We start from the raw sequence: 20,965 nt of genomic DNA on the forward strand, positions 1-20,965 counted from the left end.
CTGCCAAGCTGGAACACCCCTCATCCGTCGCCTTCGGCGACACCTTCTCCCACAAGGGGAGAAGGGGGAGACTGCATGACCCCACTCGGCGCCACCGTCACCCGCGAAGGCATTCGCTTTGGCGCCTGGTCGCAGGCCGCCCGCCGGCTCTGGGTCTCGATGTTCGACGAGCAGGGCAATCGGGAAATCCAACGGCTCGAATTGCAGCCGGAAGGCGAGGGCGTGCATGGGCTGTTCGTCCCAGGTCTCGCCGCCGGCACCCGCTACGGCTTTCGCGCCGATGGCGAGTATGCGCCGGAGCGCGGGCTGTGGTCCGACCCCACCAAGCTCCTGACCGATCCCTATGCCGCCGAGATCGACAGGCCTTACGCCTATGACTGGCGGCTGGGCCAGCGTCGGGGCGAGGGGGCCGATACCGCGCCGCTGATGCCGAAGGCGATTGCCCCCGCGCCGCTGAAGCGCGTGCCGGCTGCGCCGCCGCTATTCCAGCCCGGCGGCCTGATCTACGAAATTCCGGTGCGCGCCTTCACCATGTTGCATCCGGACGTCCCGGAAAAGCTGCGCGGTACGGTCGCCGCTCTCGCGCATCCGGTGGTTGTCGAGCACCTGAAAAAACTCGGCGTCGGCGCGGTTGAACTGATGCCGGTGACCGCCTCGATCGACGAGCGGCATTTGCCGCCGCTCGGGCTGCGCAACGCCTGGGGCTACAATCCCGTGACGTTCATGGCGCTGGATCCACGCCTGGCGCCGGGCGGCATCATGGAATTGCGAAACACGGTCGCCGTGCTGCGCCAGGCCGGCATCGGCGTCATCCTCGATCTTGTCTTCAACCATACAGGCGAGAGCGACAGGCTCGGGCCCACGCTGTCGCTGCGCGGTCTCGATAACCAGGCCTATTATCGGCATACATCTGACGGCAGGCTGGCCAACGACACCGGCACCGGCAACACCGTCGCTTGCGATCATCCGGTCGTCAGGGAAATGGTCCTCGACACGCTTCGCCATTTCGTCAGGGATGCCGGCGTCGATGGTTTCCGCTTCGACCTGGCGCCCATTCTGGGCCGTGTCGAAGGAACATTCGATGCCGAGGCGCCGCTGCTGAAGGCGATGCGTGAAGATACGCTGCTGGCCGATCGCGTATTGATCGCCGAGCCCTGGGATATCGGCCCGGATGGCTATCAGCTCGGCAATTTTCCGCCGCCTTTCCTCGAATGGAACGACAAATACCGCGACGATGTTAGACGCTTCTGGCGCGGTGACGCCGGCATGGCCGGCGCCTTGGCGACCCGGCTCGCCGGTTCGTCCGATGTGTTTGCCGCGAAGGAACAAAACGTCAGCCGCACGGTCAATTTCATCGCCGCCCATGACGGCATGACGCTGGCCGACATCGTGCGCTACGAGCACAAGCACAACGAGGCCAATGGCGAGCAAAATCGCGACGGCCACAATGAGAACCTGTCGTGGAATAACGGCGTGGAAGGTGATGCGGACGACCCGGCTGTGGCAGTGGCTCGCCTGAACGACCAGCACGCGCTGCTCGCTACGCTGTTTGCCTCGCGCGGCACGATCATGCTGACGGCTGGCGACGAATTCGGCCGCACCCAGCAAGGCAATAACAATGCCTATGCGCAGGACAACGAGATCACCTGGCTCGACTGGGTCGGCCGCGACCAGGCGCTGGAGCGGTACACGGCGCTGCTCTCGACGTTGCGCCGCGCGATATCAGCGCTTTCCGACACAGGCTTCCTCACCGGCCAGCCACCGGCAGGCTCAGAGATGCCGGACGTCGCATGGCTGACCGAGACAGGCGCACCGCTCGACGAACAGAGCTGGCAGGATCCGCAGAGGCACCGCCTTGTCATGATCTTGGGTGGCGACGGCGAGTGCCGTGTTGCCGTCATCATCAACGGCGATCGCCGGGCTTGCATGGTCACGCTGCCTGAGCGCGAAGGGTTCTTCTGGACCGCTGCCGTCGATGCGGCGGACATCTCGCGGCCGGTATCGGGGCGGACGGTGATCTTCATGATCGAGCGCGTGCAGGCCGGCACAAGGGAGAAGCGCAATGGGTGACAAGGCCGGATGGTGGCGCGGCTGCGTCATCTACCAGATCTATCCGCGCTCGTTCCAGGACACGACCGGCGACGGCAGCGGCGATCTCGCAGGCATTACGTCGAGGCTCGCTCATGTCGCCTCGCTTGGTGTCGACGCCATCTGGCTGTCGCCCTTCTTCAAGTCGCCGATGGCCGACATGGGCTACGACGTGTCGGATTACCGCGATGTCGATCCGATGTTCGGCGCGCTTGAGGATTTCGATGCGCTGGTCGCCGAGGCGCATCGTCTCGGCCTGAGGATCATCATCGACCAGGTGCTGTCGCATTCGTCCGACAAGCATGACTGGTTCGTCGAAAGCCGCGCCAGCCGCGATAACCCCAAGGCCGACTGGTATGTCTGGGCCGATACCAAGCCCGATGGCGGCGCGCCCAACAACTGGCTCTCCGTCTTCGGAGGCCCGGCCTGGGAATGGGACTCGACCCGCCGCCAATATTACATGCACAATTTCCTCGCCTCGCAGCCCGACCTGAATTTCCACAATCCGGAGGTTCAGGACGCGCTTTTGGAAACGGTCCGGTTCTGGCTCGAGCGTGGCGTCGACGGCTTCCGGCTCGATACGGTCAATTACTATGTCCACGACCGCTGGCTGCGCAGCAATCCACCTTTGGCATCGAGCGTCGCCGGCACCAACAGCGAGACCAACACCTACCTCTACCAGGAGCATATGTTCGACAAGACGCAGCCGGAAAACCTGGCATTTCTCCGCCGCTTCAGGGCACTGCTCGACGAATATGGCGACCGCGCCGCTGTCGGCGAGATCGGCGATGAAGGCCGCTCCTTGCAGACGCTCGCCGCCTACACATCCGGCGGCGACACGCTCCATATGTGCTACACTTTCGATCTGCTGGGACCACAGTTCTCGGCGGCGCATGTGCGTGGTTGCGTCGAAGCCTTCGAGGCGGCCGTTTCCGACGGCTGGGTCTGCTGGGCGTTCTCCAACCATGACGTGGTGCGCCATGTCAGCCGTTGGACAAGGCCGGACAGCGATCCCGACGCGATCGCAAGATTTTCGATCATGCTGCTCTCCTGCCTGCGCGGCTCGATCTGCCTCTACGAGGGCGAGGAACTCGGCCTGGAGGAGGCGGAGCTTGCCTATGAGGATCTGCGCGACCCCGTCGGCATCCGCTTCTGGCCGGGCGTCAAGGGCAGGGATGGGTGTCGCACGCCGATGGTCTGGGAGGCCGGCGCCGACAATGCGGGCTTCTCCACTGGCAAACCGTGGCTGCCGATCCCGGCCAGCCATCGCGCCCGCGCGGTCGACGTCCAGAACGCCGACGCGGCCTCTGTGCTGACGTCCTATCGGGCCGCTCTGGCGTTGCGCAGGGAGCATGAGGCGCTGGCAACAGGCTCGATCCGTTTTCTTGACGCTGAGGGTGACATGCTCGCGTTCGTCCGCGAAGGCAGCGGCGAAAGACTGCTCTGTGTCTTCAATTTCGCCGGGGAACCAGGGAACTGGCCATTGCCGCCCGATATCGGAGCGGTCGCAAAGCTTGATGGCGATGCCGCGATTATCGAGGGGACCGAGCTTTCGCTGCCCGAGCTCGGATGCTTTCTTGGCCGCTTCGACTAATTTGGCGCTTTGGTCGCCTTACTGGACAAGCACGGAACGCCCGCATGTCGCGCCGGTGACCCGAACATCGGCTTCGCCGACACCGACACCCAGCGCTGAAAGCACATTGTAGAGTAGGTCGTCGACGGGTGCCGTTATGCCGTTCAGCACGGCCACCACCGCCGGCTTGACTGCTCCGAGCAGGGCGGTGAGATCGATCCCCAGACCAAGCGCATTGACCGAAAGCGACAGGTTGCTGACCAGCGATGTGGTGAGCGACTGTGTGATGTTGCGCGTCGAAACGGTCCTGATCGTCTTGTTGGCGATATCGGTCGCATCGAAGGTCAGCGTCGTCGGGTTGTTGTTGGTGATCGCGGTGGCGGCGGAGCCCATCACCTGTATCAGCGGAATGTTGATCAGCAACAGCTTGAGGCTCACATCCGCGATTTCCGCGTCGGTGAATGTCTGCGGTTGGCTGAAGTCGCCAAAGCCTGAGGTGTTGCTGTTGGCCAGATGCAGCGCGGCAATGCCTGGGTGCGCCGCGATGGAAACCTTGATGCTGGAAGGCCCTGTCGGACAGGTGATGTCGGTCAGTCTGGCTTCGGCATAGGCGACTTCCACATTGAGCGGCAGATTGACGGCCAGCAGACTGATGCCGCCGCCGAGACTGGGTGTGCCAACCCCGACGCTGGCCACCAGCTTGATACGCGTCTGGGCCGTGCGCACCGTGGTGCCGATTCCGCCGATCGCGAGCCATGGCGAAAATTGCGCCGGCTCGCCAATGGCAATGGTAAGCTGAGTGGAAAGAAGCCCAGGTACGGTGGCTCCGAGATTGACCTGAGCCTGGTTGGTGCCGTTCGCCAGCACGGCGGCGGCGGTCAACATTCCCATGGCGCTTGCATCGACCCCAAGGCCTGTCGGAGTTTGTCCCAGTCCAAGGCTGCCCACGGTGCCTAGGTCGACAAGGCTGCTGAGCGGGATCTTGACCGTACTGGTCGACTTGGAAGCGATCGTCTGCAGCGCGACCTTGGCCGTGTTGCCTAGTCCGGGCACGTTGGCCATGGCGGTGGCGATCTGACCGACGGTCGCCTTGGAGGCCAGCACATCCGAATAGGTGCCTCCGGTCACGTTCACTTGTGTGGCAAGGGCACTTATGAAGGAAAGGACACTGACGTCGGCCGAGATCAATCCGTTGTAGTCCATGACGCTGAGCGAAATGTTGCCACCGAGAAGACTGCCGAGAAGTGCGTTGAGGATGCCGCCATTGACGCTGGCGAGCCTCGACCCGACCGAGAACGTCGCCTGCGGCGTCATGCTGGCGATAGCCTCGGTGCCGATGACGGGAGTGGGGATCAGCGAACTTGCGAAATAGCGGGCGGGGATCTTCTTCAGGGTGACACGGACTGCATTGTAAGGTGCTACGCTGGCCTGGAAGCGCTGGCTCACATTGGTGCCGGATGCCGCGTATCGCCCTGGCGTCACCGACACCACGGTTTTGCCGACGGCCGGCGCGATCGTCTGCCCCGAGCCTTGAACGACCACCCCTGGCATGCCGTTATCAGTTAGCGTGGTCACGACAGCTGTGTTGATGTTGGTGATGTTCGAGGCGGCGGTGATCGCCGCCAGGTCGACCATTGCCTGGGCTTCGCGGCGCTCGGTGTAGATCGAGGCTTCGTCGATGGCGACGGCAGCCAGCGCAAGCCCGACCGGCGCCATGAGCGCCGTCATCACGGCAAAATTTGCCTTTCTGTCACTCAGCATTAGCCGCGCCAGCCGGCCAATCTCTTTGCGCGCATGCGGCAACATTCAGATGCCTCCGACCCGTATCGTTGACTGGCGTGTGATCGTGGTCCTTGGCATCGCGATGCCCGGAAAGAGATTCCATATCGGCAGGTTGCGGGCATCGTATTGGATGGAAACCACGAACTGGCTGCCATCGGCTGTGCTGTCGTTGGCCTGATAGGTCAGCTTGCTCGCATCGACGAAGGGATATCCGCCGGCATTGTTGGTGACGAAGCTGGCCACGAGCGTTTGCCGTTCGGTCTGGTTCATTCCCGCAATGGCTGTCCGTGCGGCGTCCGCCGCGATTTGCTGGATCGAGTTGGCCGCACCGAAATATATGCCGTACGCAACCATTCCGAGCAGGATGAGGATGAAGATCGGTGAGAGCATGGCGAACTCAACCGCCGAAGTTCCCGAAGTATTTGTCCGGAATCGGTGGCTTCTGGCCATGAGAACGAGGTTGCGAACCATGGCGCTGAACATGCCAAAGTTCGCATGCAAAAAGCGGAAACTCTAGGTGCAACCTGGAGGTGTGAGTGATTGAAAGGAAGTTCTAATTTAGCAAATGTCTCTTTTATTTCTGATTGTTGACTTAAGGTCACTCAGTACTCGGTTGAAAAGAGCTTACCTCCTGTCTAGTCTCCTGCCACCAGCCGCAGGAAGGGAACCGGCGGCGCGCTCAAAGGAGTCAGATATCGGCTCCGGGGCGTCAACACGTAAAGGCGCGCCGACGGCAGCGCCGACAGGGAGAACTTCATGCTGAAAAACATGCTGAAGGCGACGGTATTCGCCACGACGATGGCGCTGGCCGCCGGCACGTTCTACACGCCGGCTTTCGCCGAGAGCGTCTACAACCGCGGATCCGCCGCCGAGGCGGAGACGCTCGATCCGCACAAGACCTCAACGGTCTACGAAGCCGATATCATACGCGACCTGTTCCAGGGCCTCGTTATGCATGACCAGAAGACGAACCTCATTCCGGGCGCCGCCGAAAGCTGGACGGTGTCCGACGACGGCACCGTCTACACCTTCAAACTGCGCAAGGACGGCCTCTGGTCGGATGGCAGCCCGGTGACGGCGGACGACTTCGTCTATTCGTTCCGTCGGCTGGAAGATCCGGCCACCGCCGCCGAATATGCTTCCATGCTCTATCCCGTGAAGAACGCCGAGGAAGTCAACACCAAGAAGGGCAAGCCGGAGGATATGGGCGTCAAGGCGCTTGACGCAAATACCCTCGAAGTCACGCTGAAGGCGCCGACGCCTTACTTCCTGGAGATGCTGACCCACCAGGCGACCTATCCGGTCAACAAGGCGTCTATCGAAAAGCTTGGCGCCGACTGGATCAAGGCAGGCAAGCTGGTCTCCAACGGGGCCTTTACGGCGGCGGAGTGGATTCCCAACGACCATCTGAAGCTGGTCAAGAATCCGAAATTCTGGGACGCCGCGACCGTCAAGTTCGACGTGGTCAACTACATTCCGACCGAGGATCGCTCGTCGGCGATGAAGCGCTTCGAGGCCGGCGAACTCGACAGTTACGGTGACCTGCCGACCGAACAGCTCGCCGATCTCAAGACCAAATTCGGCGACCAGATCCGTGTCGGGCCATATCTTGGCACCTATTATTATGCGGTCAAGACCGACAAGGCGCCGTGGGACAATGTCGAGCTGCGCAACGCCATCTCAATGGCGATCGATCGCGACTTCCTGGCGGAGAAAGTCTGGCAGAATTCGATGCTGCCCGGCTATTCGATGGTACCTCCGGGCATCGAGGGTTACACGCCGGCACTGGCCAAATACGCCGACATGCCGCCGATCGACCGCGAGGACGCTGCCAAGAAGATCCTCGAGAAGCTCGGCTATACACCCGAGCATCCGTTGAAGATGGAAATCCGCTACAACACCTCGGAAAACCACAAGAACACCGCTGTCGCCATCCAGGAACAGTTGAAGCCGCTTGGTGTCGAGATCACGCTGCTCAACACCGACACCAAGACCCACTACGGTTTCCTCGAGCAGAAGGGCGACTACGACGTGGCGCGCGCCGCCTGGATCGCCGACTACAAGGACCCGGAGACCTTCCTCGGCATCTCGCGCAAGGCCAGCGGCAACAATTATTCGAACTACGATAGCCCAGCCTATGAAGCCGCCATGGACAAGGCCGCCGCCGCCGGCGGCAAGCCCGAGGAGCGCATGAAGGATCTCGCCGAGGCCGAGCGCATCCTCGTCGACGACGTTGGCGAGATCCCGCTTCTCTACTACAGCTACCACGACATCGTTTCCTCGAAGCTGCATGGCTTCGACGACAATGTGATGGACATCCACCCGTCCCGCTTCATCAGCAAGGACTGATCCCTTGGCTGGGCCGCCGCGCAACCAATGCGCGGCGGCTCTGGTTTGCCATCGCATCGGCCCGGGAACCGGATTCGATTTTCGACAATGTCGGTGCGAAGATTTGAAGGCTAGAGCGCAATCGTCCAGCTGGACGCGCGCTGCTCTGGATCAAGCGGGGCACCGATGCTGCGATATGTATTAAGGCGGCTTTTGACCGCCATTCCGACGCTGTTCGTCATCGTGACCATGGCGTTTTTCCTGATGCGCGTCGCGCCAGGCGGCCCGTTCAACCAGGAGCGGGGACTGAGCCCCGAGATTAGAGCCAATCTTGAAGCCCAGTTCGGTCTCAACGACCCGCTCTGGCTGCAATTCGTCCACTATCTCGGCAATCTTTTGCGCGGCAATTTCGGCCCGAGCTATAACATGCCGGATTTCACCGTCACCGAACTGTTCGCCAAGGGTCTGCCCATTTCGGTCCAGCTCGGTGCGTCGGCTCTCATCCTGGCGCTTCTGCTCGGTTCCGTGCTCGGCACCATCGCCGCGCTCAACCAGAACAAGCTTGGCGATTATACGGTGATTGCCCTGGCGACGGCCGGCAGCACCATCCCCACCTTCGTCATCGCGCCGGTGATCCAGCTCTTGTTCGGACTGACCTGGAAGCTGCTGCCGATCGGCGGATGGGGCGATGGCGCTTTCATCAACAAGGTCGGCCCGGTGCTGACGCTCGCGCTGCCGCAGATCGCCATTGTCGCCCGGCTGATGCGCGGCTCGATGATCGAATCGCTTCGATCCCATCACATCCGCACGGCGCGCGCGCTCGGCCTCTCCGATTGGTCGGTGGTGGTCAAGCACGCGCTGCGCGGCGCCATCCTGCCGATCGTCTCCTTCACCGGCCCGGCAGCCGCGGCACTGCTGACCGGCTCGGTCATCGTCGAGACGATTTTCTCCATTCCGGGCGTCGGCCGCTATTTCGTCGATGCCGCGCTCAACCGCGACTACACGCTGGTGATGGGAACGGTCGTCGTGATCGCCATCTTCACCATCGTGTTCAACCTGATCGTCGACGTCATGTACGCGGTCGTCGATCCGAGGGTGCGCTATGACTGACATCGCAGCCACGGCACCCGCCGTCGTCGGACGCTCGCTCTGGGGCGATGCCTGGGCGCGCCTGAAGGCCAATCGCGCCGCCATGTTCAGCCTCTATTACCTCGCTTTGATCGCGGCCATCAGCGTGTTCGGCCCCTCACTCGTGCCGCATCAATACACGACCATCTATGGTGACTATGTGCGCACGCCGCCAAGCCTTTCGGCCTATCCGAAGGCCGACACGATCGAGACGGCGCTTACCGAAGCGATCAAGCGCATGCGGGTCGATATCAAGGAGTGGCGGCAGGAAGGCAACCAGGTCTTCGTTACCGTCAAGTCGACCAAGCCGATCGACGACCGCAACATCCGCTATCTCGACCGTTCCGATGCCTTCGACGACACCAAGATCGAAAGCAAGTCGCCTGACGGTCTCGAAGTGACGATGAGCGCCTCGATCAAGCAGCAATATTTCCTGTTCGGTACCGACAACACCGGCCGCGATCTGTTGTCTCGTACGCTGATGGCCGGGCGCATATCGCTGGCCATCGGCCTGCTCGCTGGCGTCGTGGCGGTAGTCATCGGCGTGGTCTACGGTGCCGCGGCCGGCTTTGCCGGCGGCAAGATCGACGAGGTGATGATGCGCATCGTCGACGTGCTCTATTCCTTGCCCTTCATCTTCTTCGTCATCATGCTGGTGGTGTTCTTCGGCCGCAACTTCGTGCTGATGTTCCTGGCCGTCGGCGCCGTGCTGTGGCTCGACATGGCGCGCATCGTGCGCGGCCAGGCGCTGTCGATCCGCCGGCAGGAATATGTCCAGGCGGCGGAGGCCATGGGTGTCGGCCAGCGCGGCATCCTGCTGCGCCACGTCATCCCCAACCTGCTCGGTCCGGTGGTGATCTACATGACGCTGCTGGTACCGCAGGTCATCATCCTGGAGAGTTTCCTGTCGTTCCTCGGACTCGGCGTGCAGGAGCCGATGACCAGCTGGGGCGTGCTGATCTCGGTCGGCGCCAAGAACATCGGCACGGCCAACTGGCTACTTCTGTTTCCCGCCTTCTTCCTCGTCTCGACGCTGTTCGCGCTGAACTTCGTCGGCGACGGCCTGCGCGACGCGCTCGACCCAAGGGATCGCTAAGATGGGGATCGCTAAGATGGGGATCGATAAAGATGGGGATCGCTGAAATGGCTGCTTCCGAAACGATCCTCAGCGTCAAGGACCTGCGCGTCCGCTTCCGCACGCTCGACGGTGCGGTCGAGGCGGTCAAGGGCATCAACATCCACGTCAATGCGGGCGAAACCGTTGCCGTTGTCGGTGAATCCGGCTCCGGCAAGAGCCAGACGATGATGGCGGCGATGAGTCTGCTGGCGTCGAATGGCGAAGCGACAGGCAGTGTCGATTATCGCGGCCGAAACCTTCTGGCACTGAGCAAATCCGAGCTGAACAAGGTCCGTGGCCGCAAGATCAGCATGATCTTCCAGGAGCCGATGACCTCGCTCGATCCGCTCTATTCGATCGGCAACCAGCTGATCGAACCGATCCGCCGGCATCGGGGCTTGAAGGCCGCCGAGGCGCACGAAGAGGCGCTCAAACTGCTGCGGCTGGTGCACATTACCGATCCCGAACGGCGGATGAAATCCTATCCGCACGAAATGTCCGGCGGTCAGCGCCAGCGCGTGATGATTGCCATGGCACTCGCCAACGACCCCGACATTCTGATCGCCGACGAGCCGACGACAGCGCTCGACGTGACCATCCAGGCGCAGATCCTGATGCTCTTGGCCGAATTGCAGCGCAAGCTCGGCATGGCGATCGTCTTCATCACCCACGATCTTGGCATCGTCCGTCGCTTTGCCGACCGGGTCTACGTCATGCGCCAGGGCGAGGTTGTGGAGGAGGGCGAGGCGGAAGCCATCTTCGTCAACCCGCAGCATGCCTATACCAAGATGCTGTTGGCGGCCGAGCCGACCGGCAATAAGGCGCCGCCGCCCGCCAATGCTCCGGTGTTGCTCGAAGGTAGGAATGTCGAAGTGACGTTCAGGATCGGCGGCGGGTTTCTTGCTGGCGAGCCGCTGATGCTGCGTGCCGTCGATCACATCTCGATCCGGCTGCAGCGCAACCAGACCATCGGCATCGTCGGTGAATCCGGCTCGGGCAAATCGACGCTCGGCCGCGCCTTGCTGCGATTGTTGCCAAGTGACGGTCTCATCCGTTTCGGCGACCGCGACATTTCCACTGCCGACCGACAGACGATGCGGCCGCTACGGCGCCAGATGCAGCTCGTCTTCCAGGATCCGTTCGGTTCGCTGTCGCCGCGCATGACCGTCGGCCAGGTCATCACCGAGGGGCTTCTGGTGCATGAGCCGAACCTTTCGGGCAAGCAACGCGACCAGCGCGCGGTCGAGGCCTTGCGCGAAGTCGGCCTCGATCCCAACGCACGCAATCGCTACCCGCACGAATTCTCCGGCGGCCAGCGGCAGCGCATCGCCATTGCCCGCGCCATGATCCTGAAGCCCAAGCTGGTGGTGCTGGACGAGCCGACCTCGGCGCTCGACCGCTCGGTCCAGAAGCAGATCGTCGAACTGCTGCGCAAGCTGCAGGCCGACCACGAACTGTCCTACCTCTTCATCAGCCACGACCTGTCGGTCGTGCGCGCCATGGCCGACTACATCATCGTCATGAAACAGGGCAAGATCGTCGAGGAGGGACCGACCGAGGCGATCTTCAGCAATCCGCAGCACGTCTACACACAGACGCTGATGGCCGCGGCGATCGACGTCACGCGTTTCCGATTGAGCGCCTGAGACAGTAGTCACCAAGAGGCGCAAAGCACCAAGGCAGCGCCTGTTCACTCAGTCCATTGACCTCGGCACTTATTTGCTCGTACCGCGACGATGGCGTCTTGCTGCTGCTTCAGTCGGTCGATCCTGGCCGTTTCACGGTCGGCGACCGCGGCTTTCACGCGCGAGCCGCCCAGCAGCCAGCGTGGAACGTTGGTGTTCGCGACCTTGCCGCGGGTGATTGCGGTTCGCGAGATGTCACGGGCGATGCCTCCCAGCGTGCTGTTGAGCTCGGTGCATGTCATCGAATCGTATTTTGCCGGATCGACGGTTCTGCCGATCGATGAACAGCCGGCGACGAGAAACAGCGCGATCATCAGGGCCGGTGGCGAGGCTGTCGTCGAATTCAAATTCATATCGCATCCGGCTTGCCGTTTCATTGACCCCATCATACCGCACCGAAGTACCTAGGGCCGACGGCCATGTCGTCAAAGTTTGCGGCCGCGACGGGACCCAGCCACCGAGCTGGGCGTTGTCGGTCAATGCAGTAGCGTTCTTCCCATCGCGCCCGCCTCCCAAAAATTATCGGACCATTCATCCAATTTCCCTGCAAATTCTCACGCTGCCTCGGCAACGAATGTCGTCGGGTCGTCCCCCTCGAGCACTGCCTGAGCGATACTGATCTCGTTTTCATCGACATGCGCGGTCACCAAAACGATCCCCTCTGCGATACTTCGGTCCTCCGGCTTTGCGGCAGTCGCGGTGAATGTTGCGAGCAGGCCGCCGGCAACGCCGCCAAAGACCGCGCCTGCCACTGCTGTTGCCGATAGTCCCGCGGCAAGAGGATTGATGGCGTGAACGGCAACAGCGCCCAGGCAGGCCAACCCGCCAGCACCAGCGCCAACGATGGACGCCAGAGCGAGAGCCCATAGAAATCCCGCTTCGTCCTTATAAGGTCCAATGATGGCGATCTGTACCCGAGGAATTCCGGATCCCACAAGGTCGCCGGCGACTCGGGCCGCTTCGGCGGGCGAATCAAAAAGTCTGCTGATTGTTGGCATGGTCGTTCAAGGCTTTTGGTTGGTCAGCAACATATCGGTGACGAAAGACGCGGCAATCAGGTCGTCACCCTGAATTCGACCCTCGTGGTCCTTCATGATGGCCGCGACCTTCTGGAAGGTCTTCATTTCGCTTTCGGTGATCTGAGCCTCCTGCATCCTGGCTTTGAGGTCAGCCACGCGCACTCCCAGCGCTTGGGATTTTTCAGTCTCACGGTTCGACATGGCGATCTGCGTCCGTTTTATTGGGAAGCCCGTCGCCTCGAGGGCGGCGAGCTTCAGCCGTAAGCGGCTGGTTCAGTCGATGATCTTGATGATCTTGTGGGTGCCCGGATCCACAACAACTGTCCGGTTGTCGATCACTGTGTAGCGGTATTTGACGTTGGGGACTTCGTGAAGCTCGACCGTGTCGGGCAGCGCTGTTCCGATATTGAGTTCCACACCGGGAACCTTCACCGAAGCGAGGGGCTGCTTCTTCACATATTCACGGATGACTGTTTCCTGCTCGGGCTGGATGATGATGTCCTCGGCTGCGGCTGCGCCGACACCCGCAAGCAGCAGAAGCGACGCCGCGGCGGCGGCAAGATGCACTTTCATGAATTCCTCCTTTGCAAACCGACGCAGCACAACAACGTCTGCGCCCAACCAACCGAACTTTGGGCAAGCGCAAACGTTCCCGAGGCTGGGCTTCGGTCGGGCGGGGCGGGGGACTTAAGTCTGATCGCAAAACGCAATGGTCTTACCAAGGGCGTCGCCCGGAACGGCCACTGTTTGCGGTCGTTGTCGGCTGCAAGTTTGTGGGAGGAAACCAATGGAGAAGAGTGTTGGCCAGGCACGCTGGTTGCTCGCACCGGTCTTCGCGGCGGCCATCACTTTGATGGTGATTGGAGTAGCTCTTGGCTGATCGTCCAGGAGAATTGGCGAACGAATTTGCACATCGGCGCAGCTACGTCCCTTCCTGAGCCGATAGGGGTTCGCTCGCCGGGTGCAAATCCTGGCGAGCGAACTCTCATTTCCATACCCGCCGCAACCGGGCATTTTGGTTCCTTTCGAGTGAAGGAGGCCAGGCGCCGTAGTCGGCGTCGCTGACATATTCCAACCAGTCCACGACCTTGCCGTCTTTTGACCTCCTGGAGGGCAATGTGGGTCATGGCGGTCGGCATCCGGAGCAGGAACAGCGCCGGTCTGTAGCTCCTCGTCGTTGCGTTGACCGACGGACGGGGTCGGCTCCCCGTTCACGCAGACTGCCGCTGCTGATCCCTAGTCTTGAGAAGACTCCAAACCACGCCGGCCGCGATGATCGCAAAGGTAATGCCGAGCGAGAAGGCGGCCGGGAACTTTTCAAGGCCAAGGAGATCGGCGACGAAGATCTTCGAGCCGATGAAGATCAGAACGATAGCGAGCGCGGGCTTCAGGTAACGGAAGCGCTGGATCATCGCCGCAAGCGCGAAATAGAGGGCGCGAAGGCCGAGGATCGCAAAGACGTTTGAGGTGTAGACGATGAACGGATCGGTCGTGATCGCGAAAATCGCAGGGACGGAATCCACGGCGAAGATGACGTCGGCCACCTCGACCATCACCAGCGCCATGAAGAGCGGCGTGATGAACCAACTCGCCTGGCCCGTTCCGGGATTTGTCTTTTTGACGAAAAACCGCTGTCCGTGGTGCTCTTCGGTGACGTTGAAGCGATTGCGCATGAAGCGGAAGAGGACGTTCTTAGACAGGTCGGGTTCTGCCTCCTTGACGATCAGCATCTTGATGCCGGTGATGATCAGGAATGCGGCAAAGATATAAAGAACCCAGGCGAACTCGGCGACCAGCATCGCGCCGACACCGATCATGATGGCCCGCAGCACCAAGACGCCGAGGACGCCCCAGAAGAGCACCCGGTGTTGGTAGATGCGCGGCACAGCAAAGAATGAGAAGATCAGGGCAATTACGAAGATGTTGTCGAGCGCCAGCGTCTTTTCGACGACGAAGCCTGTCAGATAGGCGAGGCCGGCGTCGGAGCCGAGATACCACCATACCCAGGCACCGAAGGCGAGCCCGAGGGTGACATAGAGGGCAGAAAGCATCACGCTTTCGCGGACGCCAATTTCCTTGTCCTGCTTATGAAGAATTCCAAGGTCGAACGACAAAATGGCGATAACGAGGACAAAAAAGCTCGACCACATCCAGACCGGCGTTCCGAGCCATTCGATGAACAAAAATGAGAAACTCAAGGGCAATCCCCTGTCGGCACGGCTGTCAGAAAATCGGTCCGACATCGTAAGAGTACCGAGGCTCTCACCAGAGGGGCCCGGACCAGCGGGTTGGTACCCACTTGGGAACTCATTTTCTGGCGATCAAGGGTCCGGCGGGACTTTTACTGGGGCCGGAAGATTTGTCTCTCGGAGTCCGCTTAGGTCGTAAGACGTATGGGCTATCTCTTCAGATATGGCACCGGTACACCACCTGGTCCGCAAGCTGGTGCGGCCTGGAGTTGAACTGGGGTTTTGCTATGAGACTGGTCCGACGGGCTACAGCCCTGCGTCGGAGTCGCCTGATTCCCGCGAAGGAACGCCGCCATGACCAAGACTGAAAATAAGACTGCCAGCGCTGCCGTCAAAGACATTCTGCTCTCGAACCCGGATGGATTGCCCGAAGGTCTCGCGCTGTGGGGTATCGGGAGAAACAAATACCTAAGTATCTGTTTTTTCTGGTCGGAGTGGCAGGATTTGAACCTGCGACCCCCTCGTCCCGAACGAGGTGCGCTACCAGGCTGCGCTACACTCCGTGACCAGACCGCGGGCTTATAGCTGCCGTACTTCGTTCCTGCAAGCGGCAATGGCAGCACTTCTGTCGCATTTCATCTGCTTTCGTCGGGCATTTCCGCAAAGCCCGGATTTCGGCCCGGGATAAACGTGGCTTAAAGCCTTCTGTGCTAAGCCACAGCCTCGATAGATCGTGTTTCCACCGCCTGGAGTTCTGCTGTCTTGCATCCAAAAATCGTTGGCGAGGCCCGGCCCAACAGCTTCGAATTCGAGACCTCGGCGCTGATCGACGCATCCGGCTTTCGCGAATATGATGCGCGCTGGTGGTTCGGCCATCCTGGCTCCGCGCGGCCGCCGGAACTCAACCTGATCGGTGCCCAGGCGCTCGGCATGGGGCTTGGCACGCTGATCCGCCGTCTCGGCGCCGGTCCCGATATCGTCACCGGGCATGACTTCCGCTCCTATTCGCTGTCGATCAAGCTGGCGCTGGTGTCCGGCCTGATGGCTGCCGGCGCCCGGGTGAGAGACATCGGCCTGGCATTGTCGCCGATGGCTTATTTCGCCCAGTTCGCGTTGGATACTCAATCCGTTGCCATGGTCACGGCCTCGCACAACGAAAATGGCTGGACCGGCGTCAAGATGGGCGCGGCGCGGCCGCTGACCTTCGGTCCCGAAGAGATGAGCGCGCTGAAGACGATCGTGCTGGCCGGCGACTTCGACCTCGCCGACGGCGGCTCCTACGATTTCGTCCGCGATTTTCGCGCGACCTATCTCGACGATGTGACCCGCGACAAGCGCATCGCGCGAAAACTGAAAGTGGTCGCTGCGTGCGGCAACGGCACAGCGGGCGCCTTTGCCCCGCAAGCGTTGGAACGCATCGGCTGCGAGGTCATCCCTCTCGATGTCGAGCTTGACCACACCTTCCCACGCTACAACCCCAATCCGGAAGACATGCAGATGCTGCATGCCATCAGGGACAAGGTGCTCGAGACCGGAGCCGATGTCGGCCTTGGCTTCGACGGCGATGGCGACCGCTGCGGCGTCGTCGACAATGAAGGCAATGAGATCTTCGCCGATAAGGTCGGGGTGATGCTGGCGCGGGATATTTCCAGCCAGCATCCGGGCTCGACCTTCGTAGTCGACGTCAAGTCGACCGGCCTGTTCAACACCGACGCAGTGCTGCGTGCCAACGGAGCCGTCACTGATTACTGGAAGACTGGCCACTCCTACATCAAGCGCCGCGTCGCCGAGCTTGGCGCGGTCGCCGGCTTTGAGAAGTCCGGCCATTTCTTCTTCAACCCGCCGATCGGCCGCGGCTATGACGATGGGCTGATCACCGCCATCGCTATCTGCCAGATGCTGGATCGCAGCCCCGGCAGTTCGATGGCCGATCTCTACCGCGCGCTGCCGCTGACTTTCGGCACACCGACCATGTCGCCACACTGCGCGGACGATGTGAAGTATGGCGTGGTCGAGCGGGTGGTTGCCGACTTTCAGGCCATGAAGCGCGATGGCGTCACCTTTGCTGGCCAGAAGATCGCAGACCTCATCACCGTCAACGGCGTGCGTGTCGTCGCCGAGGACGGCACCTGGGGGCTGGTGCGCGCCTCATCGAACAAGCCGGAACTCGTGGTGGTCGTCGAAAGCCCGGTATCGTCGCAGCGTCGCCGGCAGATGTTCGACGCCGTCGATACCATACTGCGCCGCAGCCCCGAGGTGGGCGCCTACAACCAGACCTTTTGAATGGTAATTGAATGACCGAGCGGATTGTCAGTTTTGTCATGAGCGGCGGCGTCGGGTCGCGGTTGTGGCCGCTGTCGCGCGAGGACAATCCCAAGCAGTTCCACGATCTGTCGGGCGACGGCTCGATGCTGGCCAAGACCTTGCGCCGGCTGACGGCAAGGCCGGAAGGCCAAACGCCGATCTTCCTGATCGCCGCGGAGCGACACGCCGATCGGGTTCATGCCGATCTTGCCGGCCTCGACCTCGCGGGCGGCGGTCCGCTGTTCGAGCCGACCGGTCGCAACACGGCCGCCGCCGTCGCACTGGCGACGCTGCGCACATTGTCCGAGTTCGGCGACGGCCTGGTTCTGGTGGTGCCTTCGGACCATGAGATATCGACCCCGCGCCAATTCTGGCAGAGCGTCGAAGCCGGTACCGAGGCCGCGCGCACCGGCCGGCTGGTGGTGTTCGGCATCAAGCCGACACAGCCCGAGACCGGCTACGGCTATATCGAGGTCGCAGCCGAAAGCGGCGGCACCTTCGACGTGTCGCGCTTCGTCGAAAAGCCGGATCTCGCGACGGCGCAGAGCTATCTCAAGGCTGGAAATTTCTACTGGAACACCGGCATCTTCCTGTTTCGCGCCGGCGCCATGCGCGACGCCTTCGCGGCGTTCCAGCCTGATATCTGGCAGGCTACCGAAGCAGCCTACAAGGCCGCGACATCGGATCTCTCCGGCCTCTATATGCCGCTTGAGCTCTACGCCGCCATCCCGTCGAATTCGATCGACTACGCCATCATGGAGCGGGCAATAGACATCGCCATGGTGCCAGCCGGCTTCCGCTGGAACGATCTCGGCTCCTGGCAGTCGCTGCTCGATGTCGGCCCATCCGACAGCAAGGGCAATGTGATCGTCGGCGATGTCGTCGCCATCGACTGCGAAAACTCCTACATCCGCAGTGACAGCCGCCTGCTGTCGGCGATCGGCATGAAGGACGTCGCCATCGTCGCGACATCGGACGCCACCTTCATCGCCCCCGTCAGCCACAGTCAGCACGTCAAGAAGATCGTCGAGCAGCTCGAAAAATCGGGCCGGCTGGAAACCAGGTTCACGCCGGCGCAAGACCGCGTCATCGAAAGCGGCGCCTGGCGGCGGCGCGTGCACCACTGGCTGTTTCAGGAGACCTTGCCGCTGTGGTCGACATCGGGCGTCGACGAACGCCATGGTGGTTTTCATGAAGCGCTCGGCCTGGATGCCTCGCCGCTGATGAAGCCCAAGCGCATGCGCACCATGGCAAGACAGGTCTATGCTTTTGCGGTCGCCAAGGAGCGCGGCTGGGACGGTCCCGCTAACCGGCTGATCAGCCACGGCATCGACTTCATGGCCGGGAAGGGCCGCACCGACAAAGGCGGCTGGGTACGCACGCTGAATGTCGATGGTTCAGTCGCCGACGCCACCGAGGACGCCTACGATCATTCCTGCGTGCTTCTGGCGCTGGCGCATGCGCATATGTCGGGCAATCCCGACGCCTTGCGGCTCGGTGAGGAAACCTTCGCCTTTCTCGATGCGCATCTCGAGGACAGCCGCATGACCGGCTTCCTCGAAACGTCGGACGGCGAAGGCGAGCGTCGCTCCAACCCGCACATGCATCTGCTCGAGGCATTTCTTGCCTGGTACCAGGCAACCGGCGAGCGCGCGCATCTGCGCCGCGCGGCACGCATCATCGACCTCTTCCGCAGTCATTTCTTCGACCCGGAAAGCTGGACACTGGGCGAGTACTTCGATGCCGAATGGAAGCCGTCCGCCGGCGAGAAAGGCTCATGGACCGAGCCTGGCCACCATTTCGAGTGGGCCTCTCTGCTGGTCGATTTCGCCGGACGCAGCGGTCAGGCTGAGTTGAGCGGCTTTGCCAGGAAACTCTATGCATCTGCCATAGCGAACGGCCTCAACCGCGCCACCGGCCTTGCCTATGGCGCCGTCTCCAGGCAGGGCCTGCCGCTTGACCAGATATCACGCAGCTGGCCGCAGGCCGAGGCGATCAAAGCGGCCATAGCACTCGACGGCTCGGGCGGACCGGATCTCAAGCCCGAGATCGAGGCGCGTGTCGGCCGACTGTTCCGCTGGCATATCGACCCGGCGCCGCTCGGCTTGTGGATCGATCGCATCGACGAACGCGGCCGCTCGCTGGCAACTGACGTGCCGGCCAGTATCTTCTATCATCTGGTTTGCGCGTTGACGCAGTATCTGGACAGCACAGCAGAAAAGGTCGCTTAGGGTTGGCTCAGTACGGGCTCGCCACGTCCCCGGTCTCGACATAGATCGACTTCAACTGCGAATAGAGTGCCAGCGCCGCCAGCGAATTCTCGCGACCGATGCCGGACTGCTTGAAGCCGCCGAACGGGATTTCCACCGGCGTCAGATTGTAGGCATTGATCCAGCAGGTGCCGGCCTGCAGCTCGGCGATGACGCGGTGAGCGCGCGGCAGGTCGCGCGTGAAGACGCCTGCGGCAAGGCCGAATTCGGTGTCGTTGGCGCGGTCGATCACCTCGTCCTCGCCGTCGAATTTCAGCACGCTCATCACCGGCCCGAAGATCTCCTCGCGGGCGATGCGCATCGTGTCGGTGACGCCGGTGAACACCGTCGGCTCGACGAAGAAGCCGCCCTGGAAACCCTGCAGTGAAGGCACGTTGCCGCCGTAGGCGAGAACGGCGCCATCCTGCTTGCCGATTTCGATATAGCCGACCACCTTGTCATGCTGCGCCTTGGAGACCAGCGGACCCATCTGGGTTTCGGGGTCGAGCGGGTCGCCGATGCGGATTTTTTTGGTCCGCTCTACCAGACGTTCGACGAAGCGGTCGTGGATGCCGCTCTGGACGAAGACCCGCGTACCGTTGGAGCAGATCTGGCCAGTCGAATAGAAATTGCCGAGCATGGCGCCGCCGATGGCATTCTCGATATCGGCATCGTCGAACACGATCAGCGGTGACTTGCCGCCGAGCTCCATCGTCGCGTGCTTCATCTTCGAACCGGCCAGCGATAGCACCTTGCGGCCGGTCGGTACCGAGCCGGTCACCGAGACCTTGGCGACGACATCGTGGCCGACGAGCCCGGCGCCGACATCGCCATAGCCCTGCACCACGTTGAACAGCCCGTCGGGCAGCCCTGCCTCACTGTAGATCTCCGCCAGTGCCAGTGCTGAAAGCGGCGTGTTTTCCGATGGCTTGAACACCATGGCGTTGCCCATGGCGAGCGCCGGTGCCGATTTCCAGCCGGCGATCTGGATCGGGTAGTTCCAGGCACCGATGCCGACACAGACACCGAGCGCTTCGCGCCTTGTGTAGGCGAAGGGCCCGCCGAGATCGACGGATTCACCATTGTAGGCGGCGACGGCGCCGCCGAAATATTCGAGGCAATCCGCAGCCGACGGCGCGTCCGCCACCAGCGTTTCCTGGATCGCCTTGCCGGTGTCCAGCGTCTCGATGCGGGCGAGGTCGGCATTGCGGGCGCGCAATATGTCGGCGGCGCGGCGCAGGATGCGCCCGCGCTCGACCGGCTTCAGCCGCGCCCAGGCGGGCTGCGCCGCGCGTGCGGCCTCGACGGCGAGTTCCAGCACGTTCGGCGTCGCCGAACGCAGCATGGCGATGGTCTCACCGGTTGCCGGATAGATGACCGGCAGAGGCGCGCCGCCTTCGTCCTCGATGTAGCGTCCGTTGACATAGTGCGATGCCGTGGGCTGGGCGCGCATGGGAGATCTCCAAATCGTCTTTCGCGGCATCCGGATCGTGCAGTCACACG

Annotated in this window: 16 protein-coding genes and 1 tRNA gene; 8 read left to right on the forward strand and 9 right to left on the reverse strand. The window is 62.0% G+C overall.

Annotated elements, in window-relative coordinates:
- Positions 1-75 precede the first annotated feature (75 nt).
- The gene (glgX, locus tag NKI73_RS01150; RefSeq protein WP_352626713.1) at positions 76-2,070 is read left to right on the forward strand and encodes a glycogen debranching protein GlgX; all 1,995 of its coding nucleotides are present in this window, start codon (positions 76-78) and stop codon (positions 2,068-2,070) included.
- Positions 2,063-3,682, forward strand: a complete 1,620-nt coding sequence (gene bglA / locus NKI73_RS01155) for a beta-galactosidase BglA (RefSeq protein WP_352626715.1) — start codon at positions 2,063-2,065, stop codon at positions 3,680-3,682. The genes glgX and bglA overlap by 8 nt, the downstream gene beginning before the upstream one ends.
- Positions 3,683-3,700: 18 nt before the next feature.
- Here bglA and NKI73_RS01160 read toward each other — a convergent pair whose 3' ends face one another.
- Complete coding sequence (locus tag NKI73_RS01160; protein WP_352626717.1) at positions 3,701-5,467, reverse strand: Tad domain-containing protein; 1,767 nt, start codon at positions 5,465-5,467, stop codon at positions 3,701-3,703.
- The gene (locus NKI73_RS01165; RefSeq protein ID WP_502905599.1) at positions 5,468-5,926 is read right to left on the reverse strand and encodes a TadE/TadG family type IV pilus assembly protein; all 459 of its coding nucleotides are present in this window, start codon (positions 5,924-5,926) and stop codon (positions 5,468-5,470) included. It lies immediately after the preceding gene.
- Positions 5,927-6,199: 273 nt separating this feature from the next.
- Between NKI73_RS01165 and NKI73_RS01170 the strand changes: the two genes are divergently transcribed.
- The 4 genes from NKI73_RS01170 to NKI73_RS01185 all read left to right on the forward strand — a co-directional run bounded on the left by NKI73_RS01170 (position 6,200) and on the right by NKI73_RS01185 (position 11,662).
- Positions 6,200-7,792 carry a peptide ABC transporter substrate-binding protein gene (locus NKI73_RS01170; protein ID WP_352626718.1) on the forward strand — a complete coding sequence of 531 codons (1,593 nt, stop codon included), beginning with the start codon at positions 6,200-6,202 and terminating at the stop codon, positions 7,790-7,792.
- A gap of 165 nt (positions 7,793-7,957) precedes the next feature.
- Positions 7,958-8,881 carry an ABC transporter permease subunit gene (locus NKI73_RS01175; RefSeq protein WP_352626719.1) on the forward strand — a complete coding sequence of 308 codons (924 nt, stop codon included), beginning with the start codon at positions 7,958-7,960 and terminating at the stop codon, positions 8,879-8,881.
- Positions 8,874-9,995, forward strand: a complete 1,122-nt coding sequence (locus NKI73_RS01180; RefSeq protein WP_352626721.1) for an ABC transporter permease subunit — start codon at positions 8,874-8,876, stop codon at positions 9,993-9,995. Before NKI73_RS01175 ends, NKI73_RS01180 begins: the two co-directional genes overlap by 8 nt.
- 47 nt (positions 9,996-10,042) lie before the next feature.
- The gene (locus tag NKI73_RS01185; RefSeq protein ID WP_352626723.1) at positions 10,043-11,662 is read left to right on the forward strand and encodes an ABC transporter ATP-binding protein; all 1,620 of its coding nucleotides are present in this window, start codon (positions 10,043-10,045) and stop codon (positions 11,660-11,662) included.
- A 44-nt stretch (positions 11,663-11,706) separates the two neighbouring features.
- Here NKI73_RS01185 and NKI73_RS01190 read toward each other — a convergent pair whose 3' ends face one another.
- The 6 genes from NKI73_RS01190 to NKI73_RS01215 form a co-directional block, all read right to left on the reverse strand.
- Positions 11,707-12,054, reverse strand: a complete 348-nt coding sequence (locus NKI73_RS01190; protein WP_352626725.1) for a hypothetical protein — start codon at positions 12,052-12,054, stop codon at positions 11,707-11,709.
- A gap of 201 nt (positions 12,055-12,255) precedes the next feature.
- Positions 12,256-12,699 carry a hypothetical protein gene (locus NKI73_RS01195; protein ID WP_352626727.1) on the reverse strand — a complete coding sequence of 148 codons (444 nt, stop codon included), beginning with the start codon at positions 12,697-12,699 and terminating at the stop codon, positions 12,256-12,258.
- Between the two features lie 6 nt (positions 12,700-12,705).
- On the reverse strand, positions 12,706-12,921 hold the full coding sequence (locus NKI73_RS01200; RefSeq protein ID WP_352626729.1) for a hypothetical protein: 216 nt from the start codon (positions 12,919-12,921) through the stop codon (positions 12,706-12,708).
- Positions 12,922-12,993: 72 nt separating this feature from the next.
- Positions 12,994-13,293, reverse strand: a complete 300-nt coding sequence (locus NKI73_RS01205; protein WP_352626731.1) for a DUF1236 domain-containing protein — start codon at positions 13,291-13,293, stop codon at positions 12,994-12,996.
- A 638-nt stretch (positions 13,294-13,931) separates the two neighbouring features.
- Complete coding sequence (locus NKI73_RS01210) at positions 13,932-14,918, reverse strand: TerC family protein (RefSeq protein ID WP_352626733.1); 987 nt, start codon at positions 14,916-14,918, stop codon at positions 13,932-13,934.
- Between the two features lie 477 nt (positions 14,919-15,395).
- Positions 15,396-15,472: transfer RNA gene (locus NKI73_RS01215), tRNA-Pro, on the reverse strand.
- 199 nt (positions 15,473-15,671) lie between these two features.
- On the opposite strand from NKI73_RS01215, the gene NKI73_RS01220 reads away from it, so the two are divergent.
- Together NKI73_RS01220 and NKI73_RS01225 are read left to right on the forward strand one after the other, a co-directional pair.
- Positions 15,672-17,192 (forward strand): phosphomannomutase/phosphoglucomutase, encoded by a 1,521-nt coding sequence (locus NKI73_RS01220; protein WP_352626735.1) that lies wholly within the window; start codon positions 15,672-15,674, stop codon positions 17,190-17,192.
- A gap of 11 nt (positions 17,193-17,203) precedes the next feature.
- Positions 17,204-19,444, forward strand: a complete 2,241-nt coding sequence (locus NKI73_RS01225; RefSeq protein WP_352626737.1) for a mannose-1-phosphate guanylyltransferase/mannose-6-phosphate isomerase — start codon at positions 17,204-17,206, stop codon at positions 19,442-19,444.
- A gap of 7 nt (positions 19,445-19,451) precedes the next feature.
- Here NKI73_RS01225 and betB read toward each other — a convergent pair whose 3' ends face one another.
- Positions 19,452-20,915, reverse strand: a complete 1,464-nt coding sequence (betB, locus tag NKI73_RS01230) for a betaine-aldehyde dehydrogenase (RefSeq protein ID WP_352626738.1) — start codon at positions 20,913-20,915, stop codon at positions 19,452-19,454.
- Positions 20,916-20,965 lie beyond the last annotated feature (50 nt).

The sequence above is a fragment of the Mesorhizobium sp. M0496 genome, from assembly GCF_040321205.1.
GTDB lineage: Bacteria > Pseudomonadota > Alphaproteobacteria > Rhizobiales > Rhizobiaceae > Mesorhizobium.

What these genes read in the sequence shown, in the direction of transcription:
- glgX (WP_352626713.1), top strand. Translation starts at nt 76, where the DNA reads ATGACCCCACTCGGCGCCACCGTCACCCGCGAAGGCATTCGCTTTGGC.
- bglA (WP_352626715.1), top strand. Translation starts at nt 2,063, where the DNA reads ATGGGTGACAAGGCCGGATGGTGGCGCGGCTGCGTCATCTACCAGATC.
- NKI73_RS01160 (WP_352626717.1), bottom strand. Translation starts at nt 5,467, where the DNA reads ATGTTGCCGCATGCGCGCAAAGAGATTGGCCGGCTGGCGCGGCTAATG.
- NKI73_RS01165 (WP_502905599.1), bottom strand. Translation starts at nt 5,926, where the DNA reads ATGTTCAGCGCCATGGTTCGCAACCTCGTTCTCATGGCCAGAAGCCAC.
- NKI73_RS01170 (WP_352626718.1), top strand. Translation starts at nt 6,200, where the DNA reads ATGCTGAAAAACATGCTGAAGGCGACGGTATTCGCCACGACGATGGCG.
- NKI73_RS01175 (WP_352626719.1), top strand. Translation starts at nt 7,958, where the DNA reads ATGCTGCGATATGTATTAAGGCGGCTTTTGACCGCCATTCCGACGCTG.
- NKI73_RS01180 (WP_352626721.1), top strand. Translation starts at nt 8,874, where the DNA reads ATGACTGACATCGCAGCCACGGCACCCGCCGTCGTCGGACGCTCGCTC.
- NKI73_RS01185 (WP_352626723.1), top strand. Translation starts at nt 10,043, where the DNA reads ATGGCTGCTTCCGAAACGATCCTCAGCGTCAAGGACCTGCGCGTCCGC.
- NKI73_RS01190 (WP_352626725.1), bottom strand. Translation starts at nt 12,054, where the DNA reads ATGAATTTGAATTCGACGACAGCCTCGCCACCGGCCCTGATGATCGCG.
- NKI73_RS01195 (WP_352626727.1), bottom strand. Translation starts at nt 12,699, where the DNA reads ATGCCAACAATCAGCAGACTTTTTGATTCGCCCGCCGAAGCGGCCCGA.
- NKI73_RS01200 (WP_352626729.1), bottom strand. Translation starts at nt 12,921, where the DNA reads ATGTCGAACCGTGAGACTGAAAAATCCCAAGCGCTGGGAGTGCGCGTG.
- NKI73_RS01205 (WP_352626731.1), bottom strand. Translation starts at nt 13,293, where the DNA reads ATGAAAGTGCATCTTGCCGCCGCCGCGGCGTCGCTTCTGCTGCTTGCG.
- NKI73_RS01225 (WP_352626737.1), top strand. Translation starts at nt 17,204, where the DNA reads ATGACCGAGCGGATTGTCAGTTTTGTCATGAGCGGCGGCGTCGGGTCG.
- betB (WP_352626738.1), bottom strand. Translation starts at nt 20,915, where the DNA reads ATGCGCGCCCAGCCCACGGCATCGCACTATGTCAACGGACGCTACATC.